18 protein-coding genes are annotated in these 23,360 nt (G+C 76.0%); 4 read left to right on the top strand and 14 right to left on the bottom strand.

Annotated features, from left to right (window positions below; all coding sequences use genetic code 11):
• Positions 1 to 120: 120 nt before the first annotated feature.
• Together AC0IVP_RS14935 and AC0IVP_RS14930 are read right to left on the bottom strand one after the other, a co-directional pair.
• Positions 121 to 426 carry a hypothetical protein gene (locus tag AC0IVP_RS14935; RefSeq protein ID WP_056288640.1) on the bottom strand — a complete coding sequence of 102 codons (306 nt, stop codon included), beginning with the start codon at positions 424 to 426 and terminating at the stop codon, positions 121 to 123.
• A 174-nt stretch (positions 427 to 600) separates the two neighbouring features.
• Positions 601 to 2,628, bottom strand: a complete 2,028-nt coding sequence (locus AC0IVP_RS14930; protein ID WP_235564317.1) for an ATP-dependent DNA helicase UvrD2 — start codon at positions 2,626 to 2,628, stop codon at positions 601 to 603.
• 137 nt (positions 2,629 to 2,765) lie between these two features.
• Here AC0IVP_RS14930 and AC0IVP_RS14925 point away from each other — a divergent pair, with 137 nt between their 5' ends.
• The 3 genes from AC0IVP_RS14925 to AC0IVP_RS14915 all read left to right on the top strand — a co-directional run bounded on the left by AC0IVP_RS14925 (position 2,766) and on the right by AC0IVP_RS14915 (position 4,425).
• Complete coding sequence (locus AC0IVP_RS14925) at positions 2,766 to 3,029, top strand: mycoredoxin (RefSeq protein WP_235564318.1); 264 nt, start codon at positions 2,766 to 2,768, stop codon at positions 3,027 to 3,029.
• Positions 3,030 to 3,133: 104 nt separating this feature from the next.
• Entirely contained in the window at positions 3,134 to 3,781 is a 648-nt protein-coding gene (locus AC0IVP_RS14920; RefSeq protein WP_471757505.1) for an ANTAR domain-containing protein, read from the top strand.
• Positions 3,782 to 3,864: 83 nt separating this feature from the next.
• Positions 3,865 to 4,425, top strand: coding sequence for a nucleoside/nucleotide kinase family protein (locus AC0IVP_RS14915; protein WP_471757503.1), 561 nt, complete (start codon positions 3,865 to 3,867; stop codon positions 4,423 to 4,425).
• 33 nt (positions 4,426 to 4,458) lie between these two features.
• Here AC0IVP_RS14915 and nudC read toward each other — a convergent pair whose 3' ends face one another.
• From nudC to AC0IVP_RS14885, 6 genes are read right to left on the bottom strand one after another with little or no spacing between them, the layout of a single operon-like run.
• A complete protein-coding gene (nudC, locus tag AC0IVP_RS14910) occupies positions 4,459 to 5,454 on the bottom strand; it encodes an NAD(+) diphosphatase (protein WP_471757501.1) in 996 nt (331 codons plus the stop codon).
• On the bottom strand, positions 5,451 to 6,863 hold the full coding sequence (locus AC0IVP_RS14905) for a M16 family metallopeptidase (RefSeq protein ID WP_471757499.1): 1,413 nt from the start codon (positions 6,861 to 6,863) through the stop codon (positions 5,451 to 5,453). Before AC0IVP_RS14905 ends, nudC begins: the two co-directional genes overlap by 4 nt.
• Positions 6,864 to 6,891: 28 nt before the next feature.
• Complete coding sequence (locus tag AC0IVP_RS14900; protein WP_056288654.1) at positions 6,892 to 8,202, bottom strand: M16 family metallopeptidase; 1,311 nt, start codon at positions 8,200 to 8,202, stop codon at positions 6,892 to 6,894.
• Between the two features lie 56 nt (positions 8,203 to 8,258).
• The gene (locus AC0IVP_RS14895) at positions 8,259 to 9,140 is read right to left on the bottom strand and encodes a DUF2510 domain-containing protein (protein ID WP_471757497.1); all 882 of its coding nucleotides are present in this window, start codon (positions 9,138 to 9,140) and stop codon (positions 8,259 to 8,261) included.
• Positions 9,137 to 10,849 (bottom strand): serine/threonine-protein kinase, encoded by a 1,713-nt coding sequence (locus tag AC0IVP_RS14890; protein ID WP_056288662.1) that lies wholly within the window; start codon positions 10,847 to 10,849, stop codon positions 9,137 to 9,139. Before AC0IVP_RS14890 ends, AC0IVP_RS14895 begins: the two co-directional genes overlap by 4 nt.
• Before the next feature lie 5 nt (positions 10,850 to 10,854).
• Positions 10,855 to 12,276, bottom strand: coding sequence for a M20/M25/M40 family metallo-hydrolase (locus tag AC0IVP_RS14885; RefSeq protein WP_471757495.1), 1,422 nt, complete (start codon positions 12,274 to 12,276; stop codon positions 10,855 to 10,857).
• Positions 12,277 to 12,326: 50 nt separating this feature from the next.
• Here AC0IVP_RS14885 and AC0IVP_RS14880 point away from each other — a divergent pair, with 50 nt between their 5' ends.
• Positions 12,327 to 13,166 carry an alpha/beta fold hydrolase gene (locus AC0IVP_RS14880; protein ID WP_471757493.1) on the top strand — a complete coding sequence of 280 codons (840 nt, stop codon included), beginning with the start codon at positions 12,327 to 12,329 and terminating at the stop codon, positions 13,164 to 13,166.
• Between the two features lie 71 nt (positions 13,167 to 13,237).
• On the opposite strand, the gene AC0IVP_RS14875 is transcribed toward AC0IVP_RS14880, so the two are convergent.
• From AC0IVP_RS14875 to moeZ, 6 genes are all read right to left on the bottom strand, one after another.
• Positions 13,238 to 16,642, bottom strand: a complete 3,405-nt coding sequence (locus tag AC0IVP_RS14875; protein WP_471757491.1) for a UvrD-helicase domain-containing protein — start codon at positions 16,640 to 16,642, stop codon at positions 13,238 to 13,240.
• Positions 16,639 to 19,941: an ATP-dependent helicase gene (locus AC0IVP_RS14870; RefSeq protein WP_471757489.1), complete on the bottom strand. Its 3,303-nt coding sequence runs from the start codon at positions 19,939 to 19,941 to the stop codon at positions 16,639 to 16,641. Before AC0IVP_RS14870 ends, AC0IVP_RS14875 begins: the two co-directional genes overlap by 4 nt.
• 8 nt (positions 19,942 to 19,949) lie before the next feature.
• Entirely contained in the window at positions 19,950 to 20,288 is a 339-nt protein-coding gene (locus AC0IVP_RS14865; RefSeq protein ID WP_471757487.1) for an MGMT family protein, read from the bottom strand.
• 4 nt (positions 20,289 to 20,292) lie between these two features.
• On the bottom strand, positions 20,293 to 21,351 hold the full coding sequence (locus tag AC0IVP_RS14860) for a flagellar basal body-associated FliL family protein (protein ID WP_056288678.1): 1,059 nt from the start codon (positions 21,349 to 21,351) through the stop codon (positions 20,293 to 20,295).
• Between the two features lie 111 nt (positions 21,352 to 21,462).
• Positions 21,463 to 22,032 carry a TIGR03086 family metal-binding protein gene (locus AC0IVP_RS14855; RefSeq protein WP_471757485.1) on the bottom strand — a complete coding sequence of 190 codons (570 nt, stop codon included), beginning with the start codon at positions 22,030 to 22,032 and terminating at the stop codon, positions 21,463 to 21,465.
• Between the two features lie 70 nt (positions 22,033 to 22,102).
• Entirely contained in the window at positions 22,103 to 23,263 is a 1,161-nt protein-coding gene (moeZ, locus tag AC0IVP_RS14850) for an adenylyltransferase/sulfurtransferase MoeZ (RefSeq protein ID WP_471757483.1), read from the bottom strand.
• Positions 23,264 to 23,360 lie beyond the last annotated feature (97 nt).

Raw genomic sequence — 23,360 nt, 5'->3', positions numbered from 1 at the left:
GGTCGACGGAGGTCCCGCCGACCGGGAGGTCGGTGGGATCGGCGGCTCTGGCGCAACGACAGAGGCCGCGGATCCCGGGTGGTGCTCCGGGTTCCGCGGCCTCTGGGAGGGCCGTCCGAGCTAGTCGCTCGGCGGTCCTCCCGGGGGCAGGTCACCCGGGGTGGTGTTGGTGGTGGCGTTGCTGGTGGCGTCGTAGGCAGCGGCTTCGCCGGCGGTCTCGACGCCGATCGGCAGGCCGGTCATCGGGACACCCAGGGGGCGCAGCCGGAGGGCAGCGGGCAGACCGGTCCCGACGTGGGGGACTGCGGGGCATGCCGTGCCGGGCAGGAACCAGCTGACGACACCGCGGGCAGCGCGGGCGCCACGCACGACGAGGACCCCGGCCTGGAACGGGGTCTGCGACGTCATCACGGTCGACGTGTTCATCAGGGACCCCTCCTCTCGGGGCTCGGGGACCAGCCGGTGGGCCGGTCCCGGGTGCGGGTGCTGCTCGGACGGTGGTGCGTGCTCTCCGTCACCGGAGGGCGTGGACAGGAGGTTAGGGGGCGCCCCGCAGGGGGGTCAACGCAATTAACGCGGTGTTCTCCGGAGGCTCCGACCTCAGTCGTCGGAGCCGACCGCCGCGAGCACGTCCGGGCCGTACATCTCCAGCTTCCGGCTGCCGATCCCGGGCAGCGCGGCCAGCTCGGTGAGGGAGGAGGGCCGGGTCTCGGCGATGGCCTGCAGGGTGGCGTCGTTGAAGACCACGTAGGCCGGCACGGAGGCCGCCGCCGCGGTCTCCCCGCGCCAGGCCCTCAGCCGCTCCAGCAGCTCGCCCGCGGCGCCCTCCAGCGCGACGACGGCCCGCTGGACCGGCTTGTCCCGGCGTGCCGACACCTGCTCCGGGGCGATGCCGGTGAGGAAGCGGCTGCGCGGGCGGGACCGCCGTCCCCCCGGGTTGCGGGCCAGGGACCAGGACAGCGTCAGCTGCTCGCGGGCCCGGGTGATCGCGACGTAGAGCAGCCGGCGCTCCTCCTCCACGGCCTCCGGGCGGGCCAGCGACTGGGCGATCGGCAGCACCCCGTCGACCAGGCCGACGACGAAGACGGCATCCCACTCCAGGCCCTTGGCCGCGTGCATCGAGGCCAGCGTCACGCCCTGGACGGTGGGTGCGTGCTGGGCGTTGGCTCGTTCGGCCAGGTGCGTGACGAAGCCGGCCAGGTCCAGGGTGGGCTGCTCGGAGACCAGGTCCACGGCCAGGTCGACCAGCGCCGACAGCGACTGCCACCGGTCCCGGGCGGCCCCGCCGGGCGGCGGGCGGTGCTCCACCCAGCCGGTGGAGGCCAGCACGTCGCGCACGGTGGGGACCAGTGGGCCGTCGTCCCGGCCGGCGGCGGCACCGCGCAGCAGCAGGACCGCCTCGCGCACCTCGGGCCGCTCGAAGAACCGCTCGCCGCCCTTGAGCACGTAGGGCACGCCGGCATCGGCCAGCGCGGACTCGTACACCTGGGACTGGGCGTTGATCCGGAAGAGCACCGCGATCTCCGCGGCCGGCAGTCCCCCGTCGACCAGCTCGCGGCAGGCGGCGGCGACCGCGGCGGCCTCGGTGGGCTCGTCGGGGTGCTCCAGGAAGCGCGGCTCCGGGCCGGCGGCACGCTGGCCCAGCAGCCGGAGCCCGGGCAGGCCACGCCGCTTCGGCGCCATGCCGATGACCCGGTTGGCCAGCCCGACCACCTCCGGGGTGGAGCGGTAGTCGCGCTCCAGCTTCACCACCTCGGCGTCGGGGTAGCGGTCGGCGAAGCCGAGCAGGTGGTCGGGGTCGGCACCGGTGAAGGAGTAGATGGTCTGGTGCGGGTCGCCGACGACGCACAGCTCGGCGCGGCCCCCCAGCCAGGCGTCCAGCAGGCGCTGCTGCAGCGGGTTGACGTCCTGGTACTCGTCGACGACGAAGTGCCGGTACTGGCCGCGCACCTCCCGGGCGACGTCCCGGTGCTCCTCCAGGGCGTAGGCGGTCACCAGGAGCAGGTCCTCGAAGTCCAGCGCACCGTCCCGGCTCTTGGCCGACTCGTAGCTGGCGTAGACCGCGGCCACCGCGGCCGGCTCGAACGGCGCCTCGCGGCCGGCCGCCTTCGCCCGCGCCGGGTAGTCGTCCGGGGTGGCCAGCGTGGTCTTGGCCCACTCGATCTCACTCGCCAGGTCACGCAGCACCGTGCGGTCGGTGGACAGCTTGTGCCGGGTGGCGGCCGTGGCGACCAGCCGCAGCTTGTTCTCCACCAGCTCGGGCATGGGGCCACCGAGCACGCGGGGGGCGAAGTAGCGCAGCTGGCGCATCGCCGCGGCGTGGAAGGTCCGCGCCTGCACACCGCCCACGCCCAGGGCCGACAGCCGCCCACGCAGCTCGCCGGCGGCCCGGGCGGTGAACGTCACGGCCAGCACCTGCTCGGGCACGTAGACCCCGGCGTGCACGCCGTAGGCGATGCGGTGGGTGATCGTGCGGGTCTTGCCCGTCCCGGCGCCGGCCAGGATGCACACCGGCCCGGTCACCGCGGCCGCCGCAGCCCGCTGCTGCTCGTCCAGGCCCGCGAGGACCGCCTCCGCGCCCGTGGGCCCCTGCCGCTCGTCGGTCCCGACCACTCCTGCGCCACCCACGTGCGCAGTGTCCCAGTCGGGTCCGACAGGACGGGGAAGCATCCCCCGGGGGTGCACGTTGGTGCATGGGTGCGTCACCACGCACCCGCGAGGGCCCCGAGTGGCCGTCGTCCGCACCGACGTTGGAGGATCCCCCAGTGAGCGCAGCGACCGCAGCCGTGACGATGTACACCACCACCTGGTGTGGCTACTGCGTGCGGCTCAAGAAGCTCATGCAGCGCGAGGGCATCGAGTTCGCCGAGGTCAACATCGAGACCGACGAGGACGCCGCCGTGCTGGTCATGAAGGCCAACGGGGGCAACCAGACCGTGCCCACGCTGGTCTTCCGCGACGGCAGCGCCCTGACCAACCCGAGCATCGACCAGGTCAAGACCCAGTTGTCGGGGCTGTCCGGCGCGTGATCCCGCACCCACGGCCCTCCGCGGGCGATGATCGTCCCCGTGCGGGCCGTGGGGGACCCGTGCCCCCACGGCCACCCGGGTCGCGGAGACCCCAGGAGGACGTGGTGGCGAGCAGTCCGGTCGACCCCCAGCTGACCGGCGCCGCACCACCCGCGACGCCCGGCGCCACACCAGGCGGCCGGCACCCGGCACCCGGCGACGACGTCGTCCGGACGGCGGCCGGTGAGCCTGCCTTCGTGGTGACCCGGACGACCCGCGGCTGGGCGGTGCTGACCCCGGCCGGCGCCGAGGACACCGCGGACCTGGTCGAGGCGATGAGCCTGGCCGACCTGATCGCCGAGGACCTCGGCGCCTCCCCCGAGCCCGGCCGGGACGCCCGCCGCGCCGCTCGCGGGAGCACCGACGACGAGGCCGCCGACCCGCGTGACGCCCAGATCGCCGCGTTGCGGCGGACGGTCGGCCAGCTGGAGCACGCCCTGGCCACCCGGGTCTCCACCGAGCGGGCCATCGGGGTGCTGGCCGCCCGCAGCGGCAGCACACCGCGGGAGGCCTTCGAGGAGATGCGCCGGCAGGCCCGCTCCGAGGGTCGCGCCGTGCACGACCTGGCCCGCGAGGTCCTCGACAGCCTCACCGCAGCTCCCGCCGTGCCCGCCCCACCACTGCCCGGTGACGCCGTCGTGGCCCCGTCCGGGCGGTCCCGCCGGGTGGAGCGCAACCGCGGCCGGCACGTGGGCGCCGAGGGCGAGCGCTGACCAACCCGCTCCCGCTCACCCCCGACGCGCTGGCCGACCGGCTCGCCGTCCTGCTCGCCGACACCCCGGCCGAGGACGGCGCGGTGGCCCTGCGGGTGGCCCTGGACGGTCCCGACGTGGCCAGACCCCGTGACCTCGCCGAGGCCGTCGCCGGACGGCTGCCCGCGCTGGGCAGACCGTGCACCGTGGTCCCGGCCGAGGGCTTCCTGCGGCCGGCCTCGACCCGGCTGGAGCACGGGCGGACCGACTCCGACGCCCGCTACACCGACTGGCTGGACACCCGGGCGCTGGCCCGTGAGGTGCTGGACCGGGTGGGTCCCGGCGGTCCCGGTGACGTCCTCCCCCGCCTGTGGGACGCCGAGCGCGACCGGGCCACCCGGGCCGCCCGGGTGCCCGCGCGCGGGGTGGTGCTCGTGCCCGGGTCGCTGCTGCAGGGCGTGGGGCTGGCCTTCGACGTCGTGGTGCACCTGCGGGTGAGCGCGGCCGCGCGCCGGCGGCGGACCCCGCCCGAGCAGGCCTGGGAGCTGCCCGCCTTCGACCGCTACGACGACGAGGTGGACCCCACGGCGTGGGCCGACGCCGTCGTGCTGGCCGACCACGCCGACCGCCCGGCCCTGGTGCTCCAGGGCCGGTTCAGCGCCTGAGCGACCCCTCCGGGCGCCCCGGGACAAGCCGGCTCAGGAGAACTCGCCGGCCACCCAGCGGTCGACGATGTGGCGGGCGATCGAGACCGGCGGCGGCAGTGCCGCGGGGCCGGCACCCGAGCGCAGCTCGTCCCGGGTGAACCAGCGCGCCTCCTCGATCTCGTCGTGGTCGACCTGCAGGTCGGTGGTGACCGCGCGCGCGACGTAGCCCAGCATCAGCGACTGCGGGAAGGGCCAGGGCTGGCTGGAGACGTAGCGGACGTCGGTGACCTCCAGCCCCACCTCCTCGGCGACCTCCCGGGCGACCGCGGCCTCGGCGGACTCCCCAGGCTCCACGAACCCGGCCAGGATGGAGAACCGACCGGCCGGCCACACGGCCTGGCGGCCCAGCACGCACCGGTCACCGCCGTCGTGGACCAGCATGATCACCGCGGGGTCGGTGCGCGGGAAGACCTCCTGGCCGGTGGTGGGGTCGCGCTGGGTCCAGCCGGACTTCTCGATGGTGGTGGCGGCGCCGGTGTAGGGGCTGAACCGGTTGCGCTCGTGCCACTCGACGATGCCGACGGCCTGGGCCAGCAGGCCCGCGTCACGGTCGCCGAGGTCGGAGCCGACCTCGCGCAGCCCGGACCAGCTGTCCACCGGGGTGCCGCTGATGGTCAGCGAACGCGGCCCGCGGACCACGGCGTAGGGCACGTCGTCGGCGACCCCGAGGTAGATGCCGCCGGTGGGGAACTCCGGCTGGGTGTCCCAGAGCAGCTCGGGACCCCCGGCGCCCTCCCGGACCGGGACCTGGCGCTTCTCGTCGATGGTCAGCACCCGCACCGGGCGGCCCTTGGCCGGGTCGTCCAGCAGCCGGTCCAGGTGCCCGCGGTCGTGCGCCACCCGGGACAGCACCGGGCCCTCGGCGCCGGAGGAACCGGTCGAGGTCAGCCACACGGCGTCGTCGGCCGGGGTCTCGGTCGGCGGGTGCTCACCCAGGGCGGGAGTCGGGTTGTCCGCGGCGTCGCTGCCGCCGGGGGGCACGGTCACGAGGGCTCCGTCGACTCGGTGGTGGTGGCGCGCGTGGTGGTGGTCGGGCGCACGGCGGAGGCGGTGACCTCCACCGGGCCCAGCGCGCGCAGCTGCTCGGCGACCTGCTCGGCGTCGCCGACCACCACGGCGGTCAGCCCGGCCGGGTGCATGTGGCGGCGGGCCGCGGCTGCGACCTCCTCGAGGGTGACCCTGGCCAGCGCGGCCTGGTGCTCGGCCAGCCACTCCGCGGGCAGCCCGGCACCGATCAGCGCCGACAGCGTGCTGGCCAGCCCCGCGTGGGTCGCGGTGGCCAGGGCCATCGTGCCCAGCACGTAGCGGCGGGCCCCCTCGAGCTCGGCCTCGGTGACCGGCAGCAGTGCGATCCGGCCCAGCTCGTAGGTGGTCTCCAGCAGCGCCGGCCCGGTGACGCCGGTGGCGACGTCGGCCTCCACGACGAAGGAGGACCCCGCCGCCAGGTGGTCGACCGAGCTGCGCGGGCTGTAGGTGTACCCGCGGCGCTCGCGGATGTTCTCCACCAGCCGGGAGGAGAAGTACCCGCCGTAGACCATGTTGGCCAGCCGCAGCGCGGGCAGCTCGGGGTCGGTGCGGCCGGGTGCCGGACCGCCGAGGCGGATGTTGGACTGCACGGCGCCGGGTCGGTCCACCAGCTGCAGCGGGCCCACCCGCAGCTCGGTGAGCGGCGGGACCCCGGTCTGCCCGGCAGTACCGGTCCACTCGCCGAGGGCGTGTGCGACCGCCTCGACGGCACTCGCCGGGTCGACGTCGCCGACCAGGGTCAGCGTGCTGCCCGCGGGCAGCAGCCGCTCGCGGTGCAGCTTGCGCAGCGCGGCCGGGGTGACGGCGGAGACCAGCGCCGGGTCGGGCAGCTGCACCGCGTAGGGGTGCACGCCGTGCCGGCGGGTGGCCAGGGCCGTGCGGGCGACGACGCCTGGCTGGGACTTCGCGATGCCGATCCGCTCGACCACCCGGGCGCGCTCAGCAGCGACCTGGGCCTCGGGGTACGTGGCCCGGGTCAGCAGCTCGGCCAGGACGCCGAGCACAGCCGGCAGGCCGGCCGGGAGCATCGTCGTCCCCAGCAGGAGGCGGTCGGGGTCGGAGGAGACCGACAGCTCGGCGCCCTCGGCCTGCAGCAGCTGGGCGATCTGCACCTGGTCGTGGGCGGCGGTGCCCAGCAGCACCGCGCCGGACAGCACCGAGGTGCGGGCCACGTGGGTGCCGGCGGCCCGCGCGGTGGTGGCCGCGAACGGGATGCGCAGCCGCAGCTCGACCAGCGGGACGCCAGCGCGGGGCACGACGGCGACGCGGAGCCCGTTGGGCAGCGTCGTCTCGTGCACCTGCGGGACCGGCTGCGGGCGGGGCTCGCCCAGCGGCGGGACGAGGGAGAGGTCGAGCACGGGCGCGCTCACAGGTGTCCTCCGGTGGGGTGGGTGCGGGTCACGCGGCGCCGTCCCCGGTCCGCAGCTCGAGCACGGCGGCGGTGTCCGGGCGCAGCCCGCGGGCGGCGAGCTGGACGGCCTCGGGGGTGACGGCGGCCAGCCGGGCGGCCAGCTCGCCGGCGAGCTCGGCCCGGCCGTGCACCAGCTCGGCGGAGGCGAAGCCCAGGGTGCGGCCGAGCACGGAGTCGGCCTGCCGGAGCAGCTGGGCGCTGGTGCGGGCCTGGACCCGGGTCAGCTCCTCGCGCCCGACGCCGTCGACGGCGATCTTCTCGACCTCCTCGTGCACCGCGGCCAGCACCCGCTCGGGGGTGACGTCGGCCGGGTGGTGCACCTGGGTGGTGAGCGTGGTGGCGTCCCGGACGTCGAAGGGGTCCCCGAACAGGCCCACGTAGGAGGACTGGGCGACGGCCAGGTGGTCGCGGTGCACCAGCCGCAGCTCCAGCCGGGAGGCGTCGCCCTCGCTGAGCAGCTCGGACAGCAGCACCGTGCCCAGGTAGGTGTCCAGGTCCCCGACCGGGTCGGGCACCCGCCAGGCGACGGCGACCGCGGGGGCCGGGGCGAGCCGGTCGACGACCACGCCGTGCCGCGGCCCGGTCGGCGAGGGCTCCCCGGTGTAGGGCGTGGGCGGGGCCGGGCGGGCGGCCACCGGGTCGAACCAGCGGCGCACCAGCCGCTCGGTCTCGGCGACGTCGAGGTCACCGCCCAGGCACAGCACCGCGTTGGCCGGGGCGTAGTAGCGGTGGAAGAAGTCCTGCGCGTCCTCGACGGTGGAGGACTCCAGGTCGACGAAGGAGCCGTACCCGTCGTGGGTGTTGGCGAAGGACTCGAAGGCGATCTGCGGCAGCTGCAGCCACGGGAAGGCGCCGTAGGGCCGGTTGAGCACGTTGACCCGGATCTCCTCCTTCACCACGTCGATCTGGTTGCGGAGGTTCTCCTCGGTGATCGCCGGGGCGGCCATCCGGTCGGCCTCGAGGAACAGCGCGCGCTCGAGGGCCTCGGCGGGCAGTGCCTCGTAGTAGTTCGTGTAGTCCTGGTGGGTGGACCCGTTGAAGGAGCCGCCGGCGGCCTGCACCAGGCGGGCGTGCTCCATCTTCGGCACGTTCGCCGACCCCTGGAACATGACGTGCTCGAACAGGTGCGCGAAGCCGGTGCGGCCCTCGGGCTCCGAGCGCATCCCGACGTCGTAGAAGACGCTGACCGCGACGACCGGCACGCTCCGGTCGGGGGCGAGGACGACGCGCAGCCCGTTGTCGAGCGTGAACCGCTCCACCGGGTGCCGCAGGGTCAGATCGGCACCGGCTGAGGTCACGTCCCGACCCTAGTCGCGGGGTACGACAGCTGCTGCCCGCCCGTCGGACACCGGTGTCAGAGGACGTCGACCGCGCCGACGACCCGGTCGATGACGCCGTAGAGCTCGGCGTGGGTGTTGGGGATGGACAGGTACAGCAGCGCGGGCGCGGGGCGGCCGGTGTCCACGACCAGCATCGCGGCGCGCTCGCCGCTGGCCTCGTAGCCCTCGACGTCCCAGCTGAGCACGAACTCGTACAGGTGGGCGGGGGCGCCGTCGACGGTGAGGTCCTCGTCGCGGAGCACCTCGATCTCGTTGGGCGCCGGGTAGTAGTTGCCGCGGGCGCTGTCGGCCACCGCCTGGGTGGTCACGGCCAGCGAGCCGGGACCGGCCCAGCCGTACCCGGCGGCGACCGGTCCCGAGGTGATCTGGGCGATGAACTGGTCACCGCTGGGGACGCTGTCCTGGGTGACGAAGTACTGCCCGCGCACCGCCGTGGTCTCCAGCGGCACGCCCATCACGTACTCGTACCAGCCCTCGCCGAGGAAGGGGTAGGCGATGCCGGCGTCGGGGTCGACGATCTGCACGGTGCCCGGGGCGAAGGTCGGACCGGTCGCGGTGGGGCCACCGCCCAGACCGGCGGTGGGCTGGGCGACCCCTCCCCCGCCGGCGCCCCGCCCGACCAGCACGACCACGACGACCAGCAGGACGACGGTGGCCACCGCGCCCAGCACGATCGCGAGCGTCCGCCCCGTGGAGGACCGTGGCGCCGGCGTCCAGACCGGAGCCGGGGCGGCCCGCTGCGGCCCGGGGCCGAACGCGGTGCCCACCGCCACACCCGGCCCGGCCGGGGTGGTGACGTCGGACCAGGTGGCGCCGTCCCACCAGCGGACCAGGCCGGGACCGCCGTCGGGGTCGGGGTACCAGCCCGGTGCGACGCCGGACCCGCCGGACGTCACAGCTCGGCCCGGTCGGCGTTGTCGCGGTACCAGGACATCAGCCGCGTCACCCCGTCGGTGTCCCCGCCGCGCAGGCTCACCGTGGAGAAGCCGGGTCGGTCGTCCCAGGTCCAGCTGACGACGGTGTCCCGGTCCTCCTCCACCGAGCAGGACAACCGACCGATGGGCTGGTCGTCGTAGTCGAGCAGCCGCACCCAGCCCTGGTCGCCGTCGGAGCTGCTGCAGGCGAAGTCGTCGTCGCCGTCCAGCTGGGGCAGCTCGCGCCGGGCGACGTCGGCCTCGAACTCCGCTGCGGCCGCCGCGGGCGAGGCGAGCAGCTGGTAGGTCTGCGAGGTGGGCCCGTCCTCGGTGTCGCTGCTGCCGCAGTCCAGGGCCAGCAGCGCCCCGTCGGTGCCGCCGGTGGCCGGGCAGTCCCCCGCGTCGACGTCGGCCGGCAGCCCGACCTCCAGCAGCTGCAGCTGCGCGCGGTCGGCTGCCGAGCGGGCCTCGTCGGCGCGGCGGTCGGTGACCACCAGCAGCACGGCCAGGGCGACCGCGGCCAGCAGGGCGACGACGGCCACCGCGACCCACGCCCAGGGCGTCCGGCGGGCCGGCCGGGGTGCGGCCCCCGGCCCTCCCCCGCCGGCCCACGGTGGTGCACCCGGGAAGGGCGGCGGACCGGCGGGCGGTTGCGGCGCGCTCTGCCCACCCGGCGGCGGTCCGACGGCGGTCGCCCCGGGCAGCGGCCGGACCCGGGTGTCGGGACGGTCGCCGGGACCGCCGGTGAGCCCGATCGTCGTGGGAGCGGTGCCCTCGATCGGCCCGCCGGGGGGTGCCTCGGCGGGGCGGGGCACCTCGACGCCGCTCACGCTCAGCGCGGCCCGGGCGGCGGCGGCCATCCCGCCGGCCGACGTCCAGCGTTCGCCGGGGTCCTTGGCCAGCCCGCGGGCGACGATGCCGTCGAGCAGGTCGGGGACACCCGGGCGCAGCGAGCTCACCAGCGGTGGCGGGGTGTTGACGTGGGCGTACATCTGGCTGGCCGCGTCGGCGGCGGGGAAGGGCCGCTCGCCGGTGAGCGCCTCGAAGAGCACGCAGGCCAGGGAGTAGACGTCGGCCCCGGCACCGAGCTGGCTGCCCAGGAAGCGCTCGGGGGCCATGTACTCGGTGCTGCCGACGGTGAGCCCGGTGGCGGTCAGCGAGGGCCCGGTGGAGCTGTCGACGGTGCGGGCGATGCCGAAGTCGACGAGGTAGACGAAGTCGTCCCCGGGGGCGGAGCCGGCCAGGTCCCGGCCGTCCGGGCGGGCCACGAGCAGGATGTTGGAGGGCTTGACGTCCCGGTGCACCAGGCCGTCGGCGTGCGCGGCGTCCAGCGCCCGGGCCACCTGACCGACGACGTCGACGGCGCGGGCGGGCTCCAGCGGCCCGGTGCGGCGCAGCAGCGAGGCGAGGTCCTCGCCCTCGACCAGCCGCATGTCCAGGAACAGCCGCCCGTCGATCTCCCCGTAGCGGTGGATCGGGACGACGTGCGGCTCGCGCAGCCGGGCGGCGACCCGGGCCTCGCGCCGGAAGCGCTCGCGGTAGGACTCGTCGCTGGCCCACTGCGGGTGCAGCACCTTGAGCGCGACGTCCCGTTCGTGCTCGGCGTCGTGCGCCCGGAGCACCTCCCCCATGCCGCCCCGCCCGAGCACCCCGAGCACCCGGTAGGGACCGAACTGCGCACCCTGCTCCACGGTCGTCAGCGGGCCGGCAGCGGGATGGTGGCCAGCTCGCGCCACAGGTGCGCGGTCGCCTCGGCCCCGCGGTACAGCATGGGCAGCAGGACCCGCTCGTTCGGGGAGTGGATGCGGTCGGTGGGGAGGCCGACGCCCAGGAAGAGCAGCGGGGCGCCCAGCGCGGCCACCAGGTCGGCCTCGGGTCCGCTGCCGCCCTCACGGGTGAAGAGGACGTCGTCCGCGGGGACGTCGAAGGCCTGGCCGATGGAGCGCAGCAGGGCGTCCATGGCCGGGTGGTCCAGGTCGCTGGCGCAGGGGCTGACGCCGCCGGCCGGGACGTGCACGTCGGCCTCGATGCCCTCGGGGGTGTTGGCCTGCACCCAGGCCCGGACCTGCTCGGCGAGGTCGGCGGGCACCTGGTCGGCGACGAGGCGGAAGGTGACCTTGGCGTGTGCCTCCGCGGGGACGATCGTCTTGTGGCCGGGGCCGGTGTAGCCGCCCCACATGCCGTTCACCTCGGCCGTGGGCCGGGCCCCGACCCGCTCCAGCGTGGAGAACCCGGCCTCGCCGGTGGCCGCGCGGGATGCTGCGGGACCGGCCAGCCAGGCGGCCTCGTCGAAGGGCACCCGGCCCATCAGCTCGCGCTCCCGGTCGGTCAGCGGGCGCACCCTGTCGTAGAACCCGGGCAGGGTGACCCGGCCGGTGTCGTCGTGCAGGCTGGCCAGCAGCGTGGCCATCGCGTGCAGCGGGTTGGGGACGGCGCCGCCGAACGAGCCCGAGTGCAGGTCGACGCCGGGGCCGCGCAGGGTGATCTCGGCGTCGGCCAGCCCGCGCATCGCGGTGACGGCGCTGGGCACGTCGGGGGCGGCCATGCCGGTGTCGCTGACCACGACGACGTCGCAGTCCAGCCGGTCCCGGCGCTCGCGCAGCAGCTCGACGAAGTGCGGCGAACCGGACTCCTCCTCGCCCTCCACCAGCAGCTTCACGGTGACGGCGGGGGTGTCCCGGCCGGTGGCGGCCAGGTGGGCGCGGATGCCCAGCAGGTGGAAGGCGACGTTGCCCTTGTCGTCGATCGCGCCGCGGGCGTGCAGCTCGGGGCCGGCCGGGGTCTCCACCCGGGTGGGCTCGAAGGGCGGGTGCGTCCAGGCCTCCTCCGGGTCGACGGGCTGCACGTCGTGGTGGCCGTAGACCAGCGCGACGGGCGCACCGGCGTCCGCGGAGGGCCACTCGGCGTAGACGGCGGGGGCCCCGGCGGTCTCCCACACCTCGACGGTGGGGAAGCCGGTCCGCCGCAGGGCCTCGGCCAGCCAGCGGGCACTGGCGTCCACGTCGGCGGCCCGTGCCGGGTCGGCCGAGATCGAGGGGATCCGCAACCAGGCGTCGAGGTCGGCGTGCAGGTCCTCGAGGTGGGCGGTGACGAAGTCGCGTTCGGCGTTGCTGCTCACGCCGCGACCGTAACGCGCCGGTGCGACACGGCCGGGCTACGTTCGGCGCCATGCCCCCCGGACAGCTGCAGGTGGACGTCGGCGACCTGACCTTCGACGTGCGGACCGACGGTCCCCCGGACGGTCGGCCGGTGCTCCTGCTGCACGGCTTCCCGCAGACCTCGCTGAGCTGGGCGGCCGTCACCCCGCTGCTGGCCCGGGCCGGGTTGCGGACCTACGCCCCCGACCAGCTGGGCTACTCCCCCGGCGCACGCCCCCAGGAGTCCGAGGCCTACGCCCTCACCTCCCTGGCGCAGGTCACCGCCGACCTGATGACGGCGCTGGACGTGCCGGTCGCCGACGTCGTCGGGCACGACTGGGGCGCCAACGTCGCCTGGGCGCTGGCCGGCTGGCACCCCGACCGGGTGCGCACGCTCACCGCGGTCTCGGTGCCGCACCCCACGGCCTACACGCTGGCCTACCGCGCCGACCCGGAGCAGAAGGAACGGTCGGCCTACATCAAGCTCTTCTGGCAGGAGGGCAAGGCCGAGCGGGTGCTGCTCGAGGACGACGCCCGCCGCCTGCGCCGGCTGCTGGAGGGCGTGGACCCCGAGGCGGTCGGGGCCTACGTGGCCCACCTGTCCGCGCCGGGGGCGCTCACCGCGGCGCTGGACTGGTACCGGCAGATGAGCTCGGGCACCCCGGTGGACCCGGTCGGCGTGCCCACCACCTACGTGTGGAGCGACGCCGACGTCGCCATCGGGCGCACCGCGGCCGAGGCCTGCGCCGACCAGGTCACCGGCGACTACCGGTTCGTGGAGCTCCCCGGGGTGTCGCACTGGGTGCCCGAGCACGCCCCGGAGGACCTGGCCCGGGCCGTGCTGGAGCGGGTGGCGGGCACGCCGGCCTGAGCGCCCCGGCCTGAGTGCCCCGGCCTGAGCCGCCCGGCCTGAGCCGCCCGGCCTGAGCCGCTGGCCTGCGCTCACCGCGCCGGCTCTGCCGGTCCGTCGTCGGCACCCTCGACCAGGGCCAGCAGGCCGGCCTCGTCGAGCAGGTCGACCGGACGCAGCGTGACCCCGGCCGGCACGTGGTGGAACCCGGCGCTGACCCGGTCCACCGGCAGGCCGACCAGCCGCGACCAGCCCAGCCGGTAGGCGGCCAGCTGCACGCTCGCCGCGGCCAGCTCGGTGGGACCGGGGACCGGTCCGGTCTTCCAGTCGACCACCTCGTAGCCGCCGTGGCCGTCGGCGAAGACGGCGTCGATGCGGCCGCGCAGGGTCAGTGGGCCCAGCGGGGTCTCGAAGGGGGCCTCGACGTCGACCGGCTGCCGGTCGGCCCAGGGGCTGGCCAGGAACGCCTCCTGCAGCGCGGTGAGCGTCTCGTCGGGGGCGGCCGCGGCGTCCCCGGAGCCGGGGAGCTCGTCGAGGTCGATCAGCCGGGACGCACCGAACCGTTGCTCCAGCCACAGGTGGAACGCGGTGCCCCGGCGGGCCAGCGGTGCCGGGGCCGCCGGCATCGGACGGCGCAGCCGGCGGGCGAGCTCGGCGGGGTCCCGGCGCAGGGACACCAGCGCCGACACCGACAGGTGCGCCGGCAGCGCCACCTCGGTGGCGCCGCGGCCGGACTCGGCCCGCTCCCGCAGCAGCAGCTCGGCGTCGCGGACCCAGTCGGTGACCACCGGGTCCTCGACCGCGCCCAGGCCCGGCTCGCCCAGCGGGTGCGCCCGGGTGGCGGTCACCAGCTCGGCCGCCGCGGTCAGCGCCCGTCGGCGGTTGGCCGACAGCGGGTCGGCGGGCCACACCCCGACCGGCCACTCGGCCAGGGCCGGGTTGGCGGCGTCCTCCGGCGGCGCGGGCTCCCACACGTCGACGACGCCCCGGCCGCTGTCGGCCAGCACCTCGACGGCCTCCCGCACGGCCTGCAGCAGGGTGGAGGGGCCGTTGGGCTTGACCCCGTCCCGCCACCAGCTGCCCGAGCACAGCAGCAGGCGCTTGGCCCGGGTGACCGCCACGTAGCCCAGCCGGACCTCCTCGGAGAGCCCGAACTCCTTCCACTGCGCCACGTACTCGCCCAAGGCGTCGCGGACGACGGACTGGTCCCCGGAGCCGGGCACCGGCAGGTGCAGCCGGGGCAGGTCCTCCCGGTCGGTGAGCCGCAGGTCGACGGGCACGGCGCCCGGGTCGTTGATCCAGGAGTCCGACGTGTCGGACTTGCTGGGGAACTGCCCGACGGTCATCCCGGGCACCGCGACGACGTCCCACTCCAGGCCCTTGGCCGAGTGCCCGGTGAGCAGCTGGACCGCCTCGGGGTTGACCGCCACCTCGCCGGGCTCCAGACCGCGCTCGCGGACCTCGGCGTCGGAGAGGTAGCCGAGGAAGGCCGGCAGGGAGGGCAGCTCGGCCAGGTCGGCGAACTGGGCGGCCACGGTGTGCAGCGCGTCCAGGTGGGTGCGGGCGCCGCCGGGACTGGCGTCGGGGTGGCTGGCCAGCTCGGTCTCCAGACCCAGCGTGCGGACCACCTCGTCCACCAGGTCCGGGAGCGGCTCACCCAGCCGGGTGCGCAACTGACCCAGCTCCGCGCCGAGACGGCGGAGCCTGCGGTGGCCGTCGGCCGAGTAGGTGTCGGGGCGGCCGAGGTCGTCGAGGGCCTCCACGATGCTGCCCCGCTCGGGGGCGAGCTCCACCACCGGACCCTCGAGGACCGGCCCGTCGGCTCCCCCGGCCAGGGGCTCCGGCCGGCGTTCGCGGACCAGCTGCCGGGCGCGGGCCTCGAGGGCGGCGAGGTCCCGGGGCCCGATCCGCCACCGGGCACCGGTCAGCAGCCGGCCCAGGGAGTCCCCGGCGGTGGGGTCGACGAGCACGGTCAGGGTGGCGACGACGTCGGAGACCTCGGGGACGTCGAGCAGCCCACCGAGCCCCACCACCTCGACCGGCAGCCCCCGCTCGCGGAGCGCGGCCGCGATGCCGGGCAGCTGGGCCCTGCGGCGGGCCAGCACGGCGATGGTCGGACGGCGGTGCGCCGTCGCCTGTACCCCCTCCGGGCGGTCACCGGCCGCGGCCGGACCGTGCCACTCGGCGGCCAGCCGGTCGGCGAGCGCCGCGGTCTCCGCCGCGATCGTCTCGTAGAGGCCCACGTGCACCCGGCCCGGTCCGGCCGTCGGCGCGGCGGTCAGGTCGGGCAGCGGGTCGGCGTGCTCGGGCTGGGGCAGGTCGCCGGCGACCCGGTTGGCGATCGCCAGCACGGCCTCGTCGTTGCGCCAGCTGGTGGACAGGGTGAGCCGCTCGGCGCGCCGGTCGGGGGCGCCGGGGAAGGTGCGCGGGAACCGCTCGATGGTCCCCGAGGAGGCCCCCCGCCAGCCGTAGATGGACTGCCGGGGGTCACCGACGGCCAGCACCGGGTGGTGGGCGTCCCCGCCGAAGAGGGCCTCGAGCATCCGGAGCTGGCCCACCGAGGTGTCCTGGTACTCGTCGAGCAGCACCACCCGCCAGCGGGCCCGTTCCCGGCGGCCGACCTCCGGCGAGCTGGTCGCCGCGCGGGCCGCGTGGGCGACCTGGTCGGCGTAGTCGATGGCCCCGGCGGCCCGCTTGCGCGCCTCGTAGGCCTCGACCACGGGCAGCAGTGCGACCCGGGCACGCTGCCGGCCCAGCACCTTGAGCACGTCGGCGTAGGCGCCCTTCTTCCGCGGCGCGTCCGGGTAGGACCGGACCTGGTGCTCCAGCTGCGCCGTCCAGGCACGCAGCCGGTCGGGGCTCACGTCGTGCTCCCCCAGCTCGGCGGCCAGCTGCAGGACGTCCTCGGTGGTGGTGACCAGACCCAGTGCCACGTCGCTCATGTCCCCGGTGTGGGCAGCCACCGCCGTCGCGGCCTGCCCCCAGCACATGGCCGGGCCGAGCACCCCGGCACCGGGCTCGACGCCGATCCGCAGGCCGTGCTCGGCGACGATCCCGGCGGCGTACCCGTGGTAGGTCGCGACCGTGGGCGTGGCCACGCCCAGCCGCTCGCGCAGCCCCGGGTCGGTGTCGGGGTGCTCGGCCAGCGCGGTCAGCCGCAGCCGGATGCGGGCGCCGAGCTCGCTGGCGGCCTTGCGGGTGAAGGTGAGCCCCAGGACCGCCTCGGGGGCGACGAGCTGGTTGGCCACCAGCCAGGCGACCCGGGCGGCCATCGTCTCGGTCTTGCCCGACCCGGCGCCGGCCACCACGACCATCGGCCGGTCCACCGGGGCCTGGACGACGGCGGCCTGCTCGGGCGAGGGCGGGTAGGACAGCCCGCACCGCCGGGCCACCTCGGCCGGGTCGAGCAGCTCGGGCACCTCGGCGACCCGGGCGGGCGCCGCCCCGGGCAGGTCGAAGGACAGCTGCCCGTCGACAGCACCGTTGCGGGGGGTCACCGGGTCACCTGCCGGCCGGACTCCTGGACCGGGCAGCTGCGCCGGAAGGAGCAGCGCTCGCAGTCGGTGTCGGTGCGGGCCTCGAAGGTGCTCGCCCCCATGCCGTCGCCGACCCCGGCGACCAGCTCCCCCGCCCAGGTCGTACGCGGGTCGACGTCCTCGGGCAGCGGGGACTGCACGTGCTCCTTGGCCGCCTTCTGGGACCCGCCGACCTGCAGCAGGGAGGCTCCACCGGGCACCGTGCCGTGCTGGGCGAACGCGCCCTCGGCGACGGCGACCTGGTAGGCGGCCAGCTGCCCGTGCTCCTCCACGGTGCGCGGCGCGGTCTTGCCGGTCTTGAGGTCCACGACGACCAGGCGCCCGGCCCCGTCCCGCTCCAGCCGGTCGACCTGGCCGCGCAGCCGGGCCCGGCCCACGGTCACGTCGAAGTCCTCCTCGGCGGCGACCAGCTCGCGGTCGCCGCGGGCGTGCCAGGCCAGGAACTTGGCCAGCATCTCCTGGGCCCGGTCCCGCTGGCGCTGGTCGAACCAGCCCGGGCCCAGGTCCAGCCGGTCCAGCTCCCCGGAGAGGACGTCGGACGCCTGCGCGGCCGGCAGCCCGTCGGCGACCTGCTGGGCGACGTCGTGGACCGCGGACCCCACCGTGCGGGTGGTCTCCGGGGACGCCTCGGCGCCGACCGCGCCGAGCACCCACCGCAACGGGCAGCGCTGGAAGGTGTCGATGGCCGAGGGCCGCACCCGGACGACCTCACCGGGGTCGACCAGCGGCGCGTCGTCGGACAGCGGGGCCAGGCCCCACCAGGACGCCGGGTCCGCCCCGGGCACCCGCTCCTCGGCCAGCCGGCGCAGCAGCGCGGCCGCACTGGACCGGCGCGACGCCGGGGTCAGCGGGTCGGTCAGGGCCCGCCGCAGCTCTGCGACCAGGGCCGGCAGCGTCAGCGCGCGCGGCAGGGGGGTGTGCGGTCGGCTGCCGTCGGCCACGCCGCCCTCCCCGACCGGCGGCGGGACGACGAGGTCGAGGAAGCGCGAGGCGTTCGCGCCGGCGTCGGCCCCCTCCAGGCCACCGTCGACGGCCGTCACCACCAGGCGCCGGCGGGCCCGGGTGACGGCGACGTAGAACAGCCGCCGCTCCTCGGCCAGGGCCAGCGTGCGCCGGTCCAGGCTGGCGGCGTCGGTGCCGGCGACGACCTCGACCAGGTCCTCGGCGCCCAGCAGGCTGGCGCGGGTGCGCAGGTCGGGCCACACGCCCTCCTGCACCCCGGCCACGCACACCAGGTCCCACTCCAGGCCCTTGGCTGCGTGTGCGGTGAGCAGCCGGACGGTCTCCCCCGCCGGTGCGCGGGCGGCACCGCCGTCCCCGGGGAGCTCCTGGGCACCGAAGTGGTCGACGAAGTCGGCGACGGTGGCGCCGGGCAGCCGGTCCACGAACGCCGCCACCGCGTCGAAGAGCGCCACGGCGGCGTCCAGGTCCCGGTCGGCGACCGCACCGGGCGGACCGCCGGCGGCGCTCGCGGCGGCCCACCTCGGTCCCAGCCCGCTGGCTTGCCAGACCGCCCACAGCACGTCCTCTGCCGAGCCCTCCCGCAGCAGGGCGACCCGGCCGGCGGCCAGCACCCGGGCGACCCGCAGCGCCGGTCGGGCCACCGGCTCGGGCAGCGCGTCCAGCAGCGTGGCATCGGCCAGCAGGTCGGCCAGCGGGGCACCCCGCTCGGCGGGGTCGACCCCCCGGGCGACCAGCTCGCGGCGGGCGGCCCGGCGCAACCGGCGCAGGTCCAGCACGGTGGCCCCGCCCAGCGGGGAGGCCAGCAGTGCCTCGGCCCCGGTCTCGGTCAGCCCGGTCTCGGTCGGCCCGGTCTCCCTCACGACAGGGCCACCGGCGTCGGGGGCCGCGTCGGGGACCTCGGTGCCGTCGGGCGCGGCCGCGACCGGCCGGGCCTGGTCCCGGCCGGCCGGGAGCAGTGCCCGCAGCACGGCGAGCAGCGGCTCCACGGCCGGCTGCTGGGCCAGCGCCAGGTCGTCCGCGGAGACCGCGACCGGGACCCCGGACTGGGTCAGCGCGCGCCGGAGGGGACCGAGGGCCACCGAGCTGCGGACCACCACGGCCATCCCCGACCACGGCACCCCGTCCAACAGGTGGGCTCGGCGCAGGGTGTCCGCGACGTGGGCTGCCTCCACGGCGGGGGTGTCGAAGACGTGCACCTCGGCGGCGCCGGGGGCGGTCGCGTCCCCCGCGGCGAGCCGGCGGTGCTCCCAGGGCCCGGGCAGCCCCTCGGCGACCCGCCGGCTGACGGCGAGCAGCTCGGCACCGGACCGGCGGCAGACCCCCAGGGAGAGCCGCTGGGCCGGCCGGCCGTCGGCGTGCCGGAACCGGTCGGTGAACTCGGCGATCCCGCGCGGCTCGGACCCGCGGAAGGCGTAGATGGCCTGGTCCGGGTCGCCGACGACGACCAGGTCCCGGCCGCCGCCGGACAACAGCCGCAGCAGCTCGACCTGCGCCGGGTCGGTGTCCTGGTACTCGTCGACGAAGAGCCAGCTCGCCCGCTCCTGCTCGGCCCGCAGCAGCGCGTCGTCCGAGCGCAGCTCCTCGATGGCCTCACGCACGAGCTCCGCGGGGTCGTAGCCGCTGCCCGACCCGCCGAAGGCCGTCTCCAGGAACGTGACGTCGTCGTACTGGCGGGCGAAGCGGGCCGCGGCCACCCAGTGCGGGCGGTCGCCATCCCGACCCAGCTGGGCCAGCCGCTCGGGACCCACCCCCCGCTCGGTCGCCCGCAGCACGAGCTCACGCAGCTCACGGCGGAACCCCGCGGTGCCCAGGGCCGGAGCCAGGTCCTCGGGCCAGCGGACCCCGTCGTCCTCGGCGTCCCCGGCCAGCAGGCGACGCACGGTGAGGTCCTGCTCGGCGGAGGTCAGCAACCGCGGCGGCGGGTCCCCGCGCAGCGCCGCCGCCCGGTGCAGCACGCCGAAGGCGTAGGAGTGGAAGGTGCGGGCCACGGGCTCGCGGATGGTGCGTCCCACCCTGGCGGTGATCCGGGTGCGCAGCTCGGCGGCGGCCTTGCGGCTGAAGGTCAGGACCAGCACGCGTTCGGGGTCCAGCCCGGCCTCGATCCGGGCGGCGACGGCCTCGACCACGGTCGTCGTCTTGCCGGTGCCCGGGCCGGCCAGCACCAGCAGCGGCCCCCCGGCGTGGTCGACCACCGCCTGCTGGGTGGGGTCCAGCACCGGGCGGGCTGCAGCGGGCGCCGGCGCACGCACCAACCGGTAGGTCGGTGCCGCCGTCGTCGTCGTGCCCCCTGCTGCCATGTCGTCGATCAGACCACGCGCCACCGACAGTCCGGTGTCACAGCAGGTCGTCCCGGGTCGGGCCAACCCACCGCAGCCAGGTCCACCCGGTTCCCGCGCACCGGCACGCCCTCGGATGCCAGCAGCTCCAGCTGACGGACCCGGACCGGCTCCGCCGCGGTGCCGTCGGCCCGCACGACCCGGTACCAGGGCACGGCCGCACCGCCCTGGGACAGCGCGCGGGCGACCCGCCGGGGACCCACCCCGACGAGCCGCCCGATGGCGCCGTACGTGCTGACCCGACCGGGCGGGATCGCCTCGACCGCGTCGAAGACCGCCTCGTCGACGTCCGCCGACGGGCCGGTCACCGGGTCACCCGACGTAGTCGCTGTTCTCCAGCCACCAGTTGTAGAGGTCGGCGACCTCGGTCTGCGAGGTGCCCGGGGTCTGGACCAGGCCCTCGACCAGGAACTCGTCGTCGGTCCAGATCAGGTAGACGCTGCCGTTGTCGGCGATGCCGCAGGCGATCTGCCCACCGGGGACGGTGCCGCGCACCCAGGTGCCGCTGCCGGTCGTGGTGGTGCAGTCCTGGCCGTCGGCGATCGGCTGCAGGCCCTGGCCGGAGGCGTCGGCCTGGAACACCGAGTCCAGGGTGCCCTGGTCCGGGTACAGGTAGAAGCTCGCCCCCGAGGGGCCGGGCTGGGTGTCGGCCGGGCCGCAGTCGGCGGCCGCGGTGGCACCGTCGGAGGGCAGGTCACCGGCGACGCAGTCGGAGAAGTCCGGAGGCAGCTGGGCGATCAGCTCGTCATCGCCGTCCGACGTGGGCGCCGAGGAGCTCGAGGACGAGCTGCTCGACGACGACTCCGAGGACGGCGACGCGCTCGTCGTGCCGGCCGAGGACGTGGTCGGGTCGGCGACCGGGGTGGGGTCGTCGTCACCGCCGAGGGTGAAGAAGAGCAGCGCCGCGACCGCGATGACCACGACCAGCCCGGCCACGCCGGCGATGACGAGGTTCCGCTTGCCACCACCACCAGCGGGGCCCTGGGGTCCACCGCCGTAGGGACCACCAGGACCGCCGGGCCCGGCGGGTCCACCGGGGCCGCCGTAGCCGGGCGCCGCGAACTGTCCAGGCTGGCCGGGCTGGCCCGGCATGCCGTAGCCGCCCACGGGCTGGCCGAACTGCTGGGTCGGGGGCTGACCGCCCGGGGCCGGCTGACCGGACTGGCCGGGCTGCTGGCCGAACTGCTGGGTCGGCTGCTGACCCCACCCGCCCTGCGGGCCGGGTGCCTGCGGACCCGGGCCCTGCTGACCGGGGCCCTGCTGGCCGAAGACCTCGGTGGGCTGGTCGCCACCGGGAGCGGGCTGCCCGTAGGGCGGCTGACCACCGGCCGGGCGGCCGTGGGGGTTGTCGCCGAAGGGCGGCTGACTCATGGGTGTGACCTCCAGCTGGGGACGTGTGCCGCCACGCAGCGTAGGGCCCACCTGCGGTCCCGTCGCGTCACGCAACCTCTCTCGCGCGCCGCCCCGACCCGTCCGAGGGGGTCAGCCCCGGCGGCCCCAGCGGGCCAGCAGCCGGGTCTGCGGGTCGGCGTCGGCCGGCACGGCGACTGGCTCACCGGCATGCGCGGGCGGGCCGTCGGGCACCCCGCGCAGCTCGCTCACCAGCAGCGCAGCCGACACCAGCTCGCCGTCCAGCTCGGTGTCCCCGCCGGTGGCCCGGGCGACGTCCCAGGCGTGGACGGTGAGGTCGGTGGTGAGCTCGACGAGCAGGTCGGTGGCCGGGCCCCCGTCGGCCAGCGTCGCGTCCAGCGCGTCGGGCTGGGCCGCGGCGGTGAGCGCGTGGTCCGCGGCGTCCTCCCACGACCCCAGCGGGTCGCCGTCGAGCAGCTCCTCGGTGCCGACCGGCAGCGCGGTCCCCGCCGCCGTGGCCCCGGCGAGCAGGGCGGGCACCAGCAACTGCTGGCGGGTGGCGTGGGCGACCAGGTCGGCGACGGTCCAGCCCGGGAGCACGACGGCGTCCCAGCCGCCGGCCTCCACGGCGTCCACCCGGTCGGTGAACTGGGCCTGGGCCCGTTGCAGTCGCTCGATCAGCTCGGCCTGGGTGCGGTCCACGACCCCAGTGAAACGAACGGGACCCGGCCCCCTGGGGGCCGGGTCCCGTCGCGACGAGCGAGGGCGGTGCTCAGTAGGTCGGCAGCGCCTTGTCGATGCGGGTCGCCCACGCGGTGACGCCGCCCTGCACGTGCACGGCGTCGGAGAAGCCGGCGGCCTTGACCGCGGCCAGCGCCTCGGCCGAGCGGACCCCGGTCTTGCAGTGCAGCACGATCGGCTTGTCCTGCGGCAGCGAGGACAGCGCCCGACCGGAGAGGATCTCGTCCTTGGGCACCAAACGGGCGCCGGGGATGGAGACGATCTCGTACTCGTTGGGCTCCCGGACGTCGATCAGCTCGAAGTCCTTGCCGGCGTCCATCATGTCCTTGAGCTCGTCGACGGTGATCGTCGAGCCGGCGGCGGCCTCCTGGGCCTCCACGGACACGACGCCGCAGAACGCCTCGTAGTCGATGAGCCCGGTGATCGGCTCCGCCTCGGGGTCCTTGCGGACCTTGATGGTGCGGAAGGTCATCTCCAGGGCGTCGTAGACCATCAGCCGGCCCAGCAGGGTGTCCCCGATGCCGGTGATGAGCTTGACGGCCTCGGTGGCCTGGATGGCGCCGATGGTCGCGCACAGCACGCCCAGGACGCCGCCCTCGGCGCACGAGGGCACCATCCCCGGCGGCGGCGGGACCGGGTACAGGTCGCGGTAGTTCGGGCCGTGCTCGGCCCAGAACACCGACACCTGGCCGTCGAACCGGTAGATGGAGCCCCAGACGTAGGGCTTGCCCAGCAGCACGCACGCGTCGTTCACCAGGTAGCGGGTGGCGAAGTTGTCGGTGCCGTCGACGATGAGGTCGTACTGGCTGAAGATCTCCTCGACGTTCTCCGAGTCCAGCCGCGTCTCGTGCAGCCGCACGTCGATGAGCGGGTTGATCTCCTTGACCGAGTCACGCGCGCTCTCGGCCTTGGACCGGCCGACGTCGGACTGCCCGTGGATGATCTGGCGCTGCAGGTTGGACTCGTCGACGGTGTCGAACTCGACGATGCCCAGGGTGCCGACACCGGCCGCGGCGAGGTACATGAGGACCGGGGAACCCAGCCCGCCGGCGCCGACCGCGAGGACCTTGGCGTTCTTGAGGCGCTTCTGCCCGTCCATCCCGACGTCGGGGATGATCAGGTGGCGGCTGTAGCGGCGGACCTCGTCGATGGACAGGTCGGCGGCGGGCTCCACCAGGGGTGGCAACGACACGAGCGCTCCTCGGGGTGGTCGATCCCGGCCGGTGACCGGGTTCCTGTGCTGACCAACAGCCTGACAGGTCCCCCTCTTCCCTCCCGGCGCGGTGCAC

This window comes from Klenkia sp. AC732, from assembly GCF_979256525.1.
The sequence above is the reverse complement of the archived record's forward strand: the minus strand, read 5'-3'. Positions and strand labels throughout refer to the sequence as shown.

What these genes read in the sequence shown, in the direction of transcription:
- AC0IVP_RS14935 (WP_056288640.1), bottom strand. Translation starts at nt 426, where the DNA reads ATGAACACGTCGACCGTGATGACGTCGCAGACCCCGTTCCAGGCCGGG.
- AC0IVP_RS14880 (WP_471757493.1), top strand. Translation starts at nt 12,327, where the DNA reads ATGCCCCCCGGACAGCTGCAGGTGGACGTCGGCGACCTGACCTTCGAC.
- AC0IVP_RS14870 (WP_471757489.1), bottom strand. Translation starts at nt 19,941, where the DNA reads ATGGCAGCAGGGGGCACGACGACGACGGCGGCACCGACCTACCGGTTG.
- AC0IVP_RS14860 (WP_056288678.1), bottom strand. Translation starts at nt 21,351, where the DNA reads ATGAGTCAGCCGCCCTTCGGCGACAACCCCCACGGCCGCCCGGCCGGT.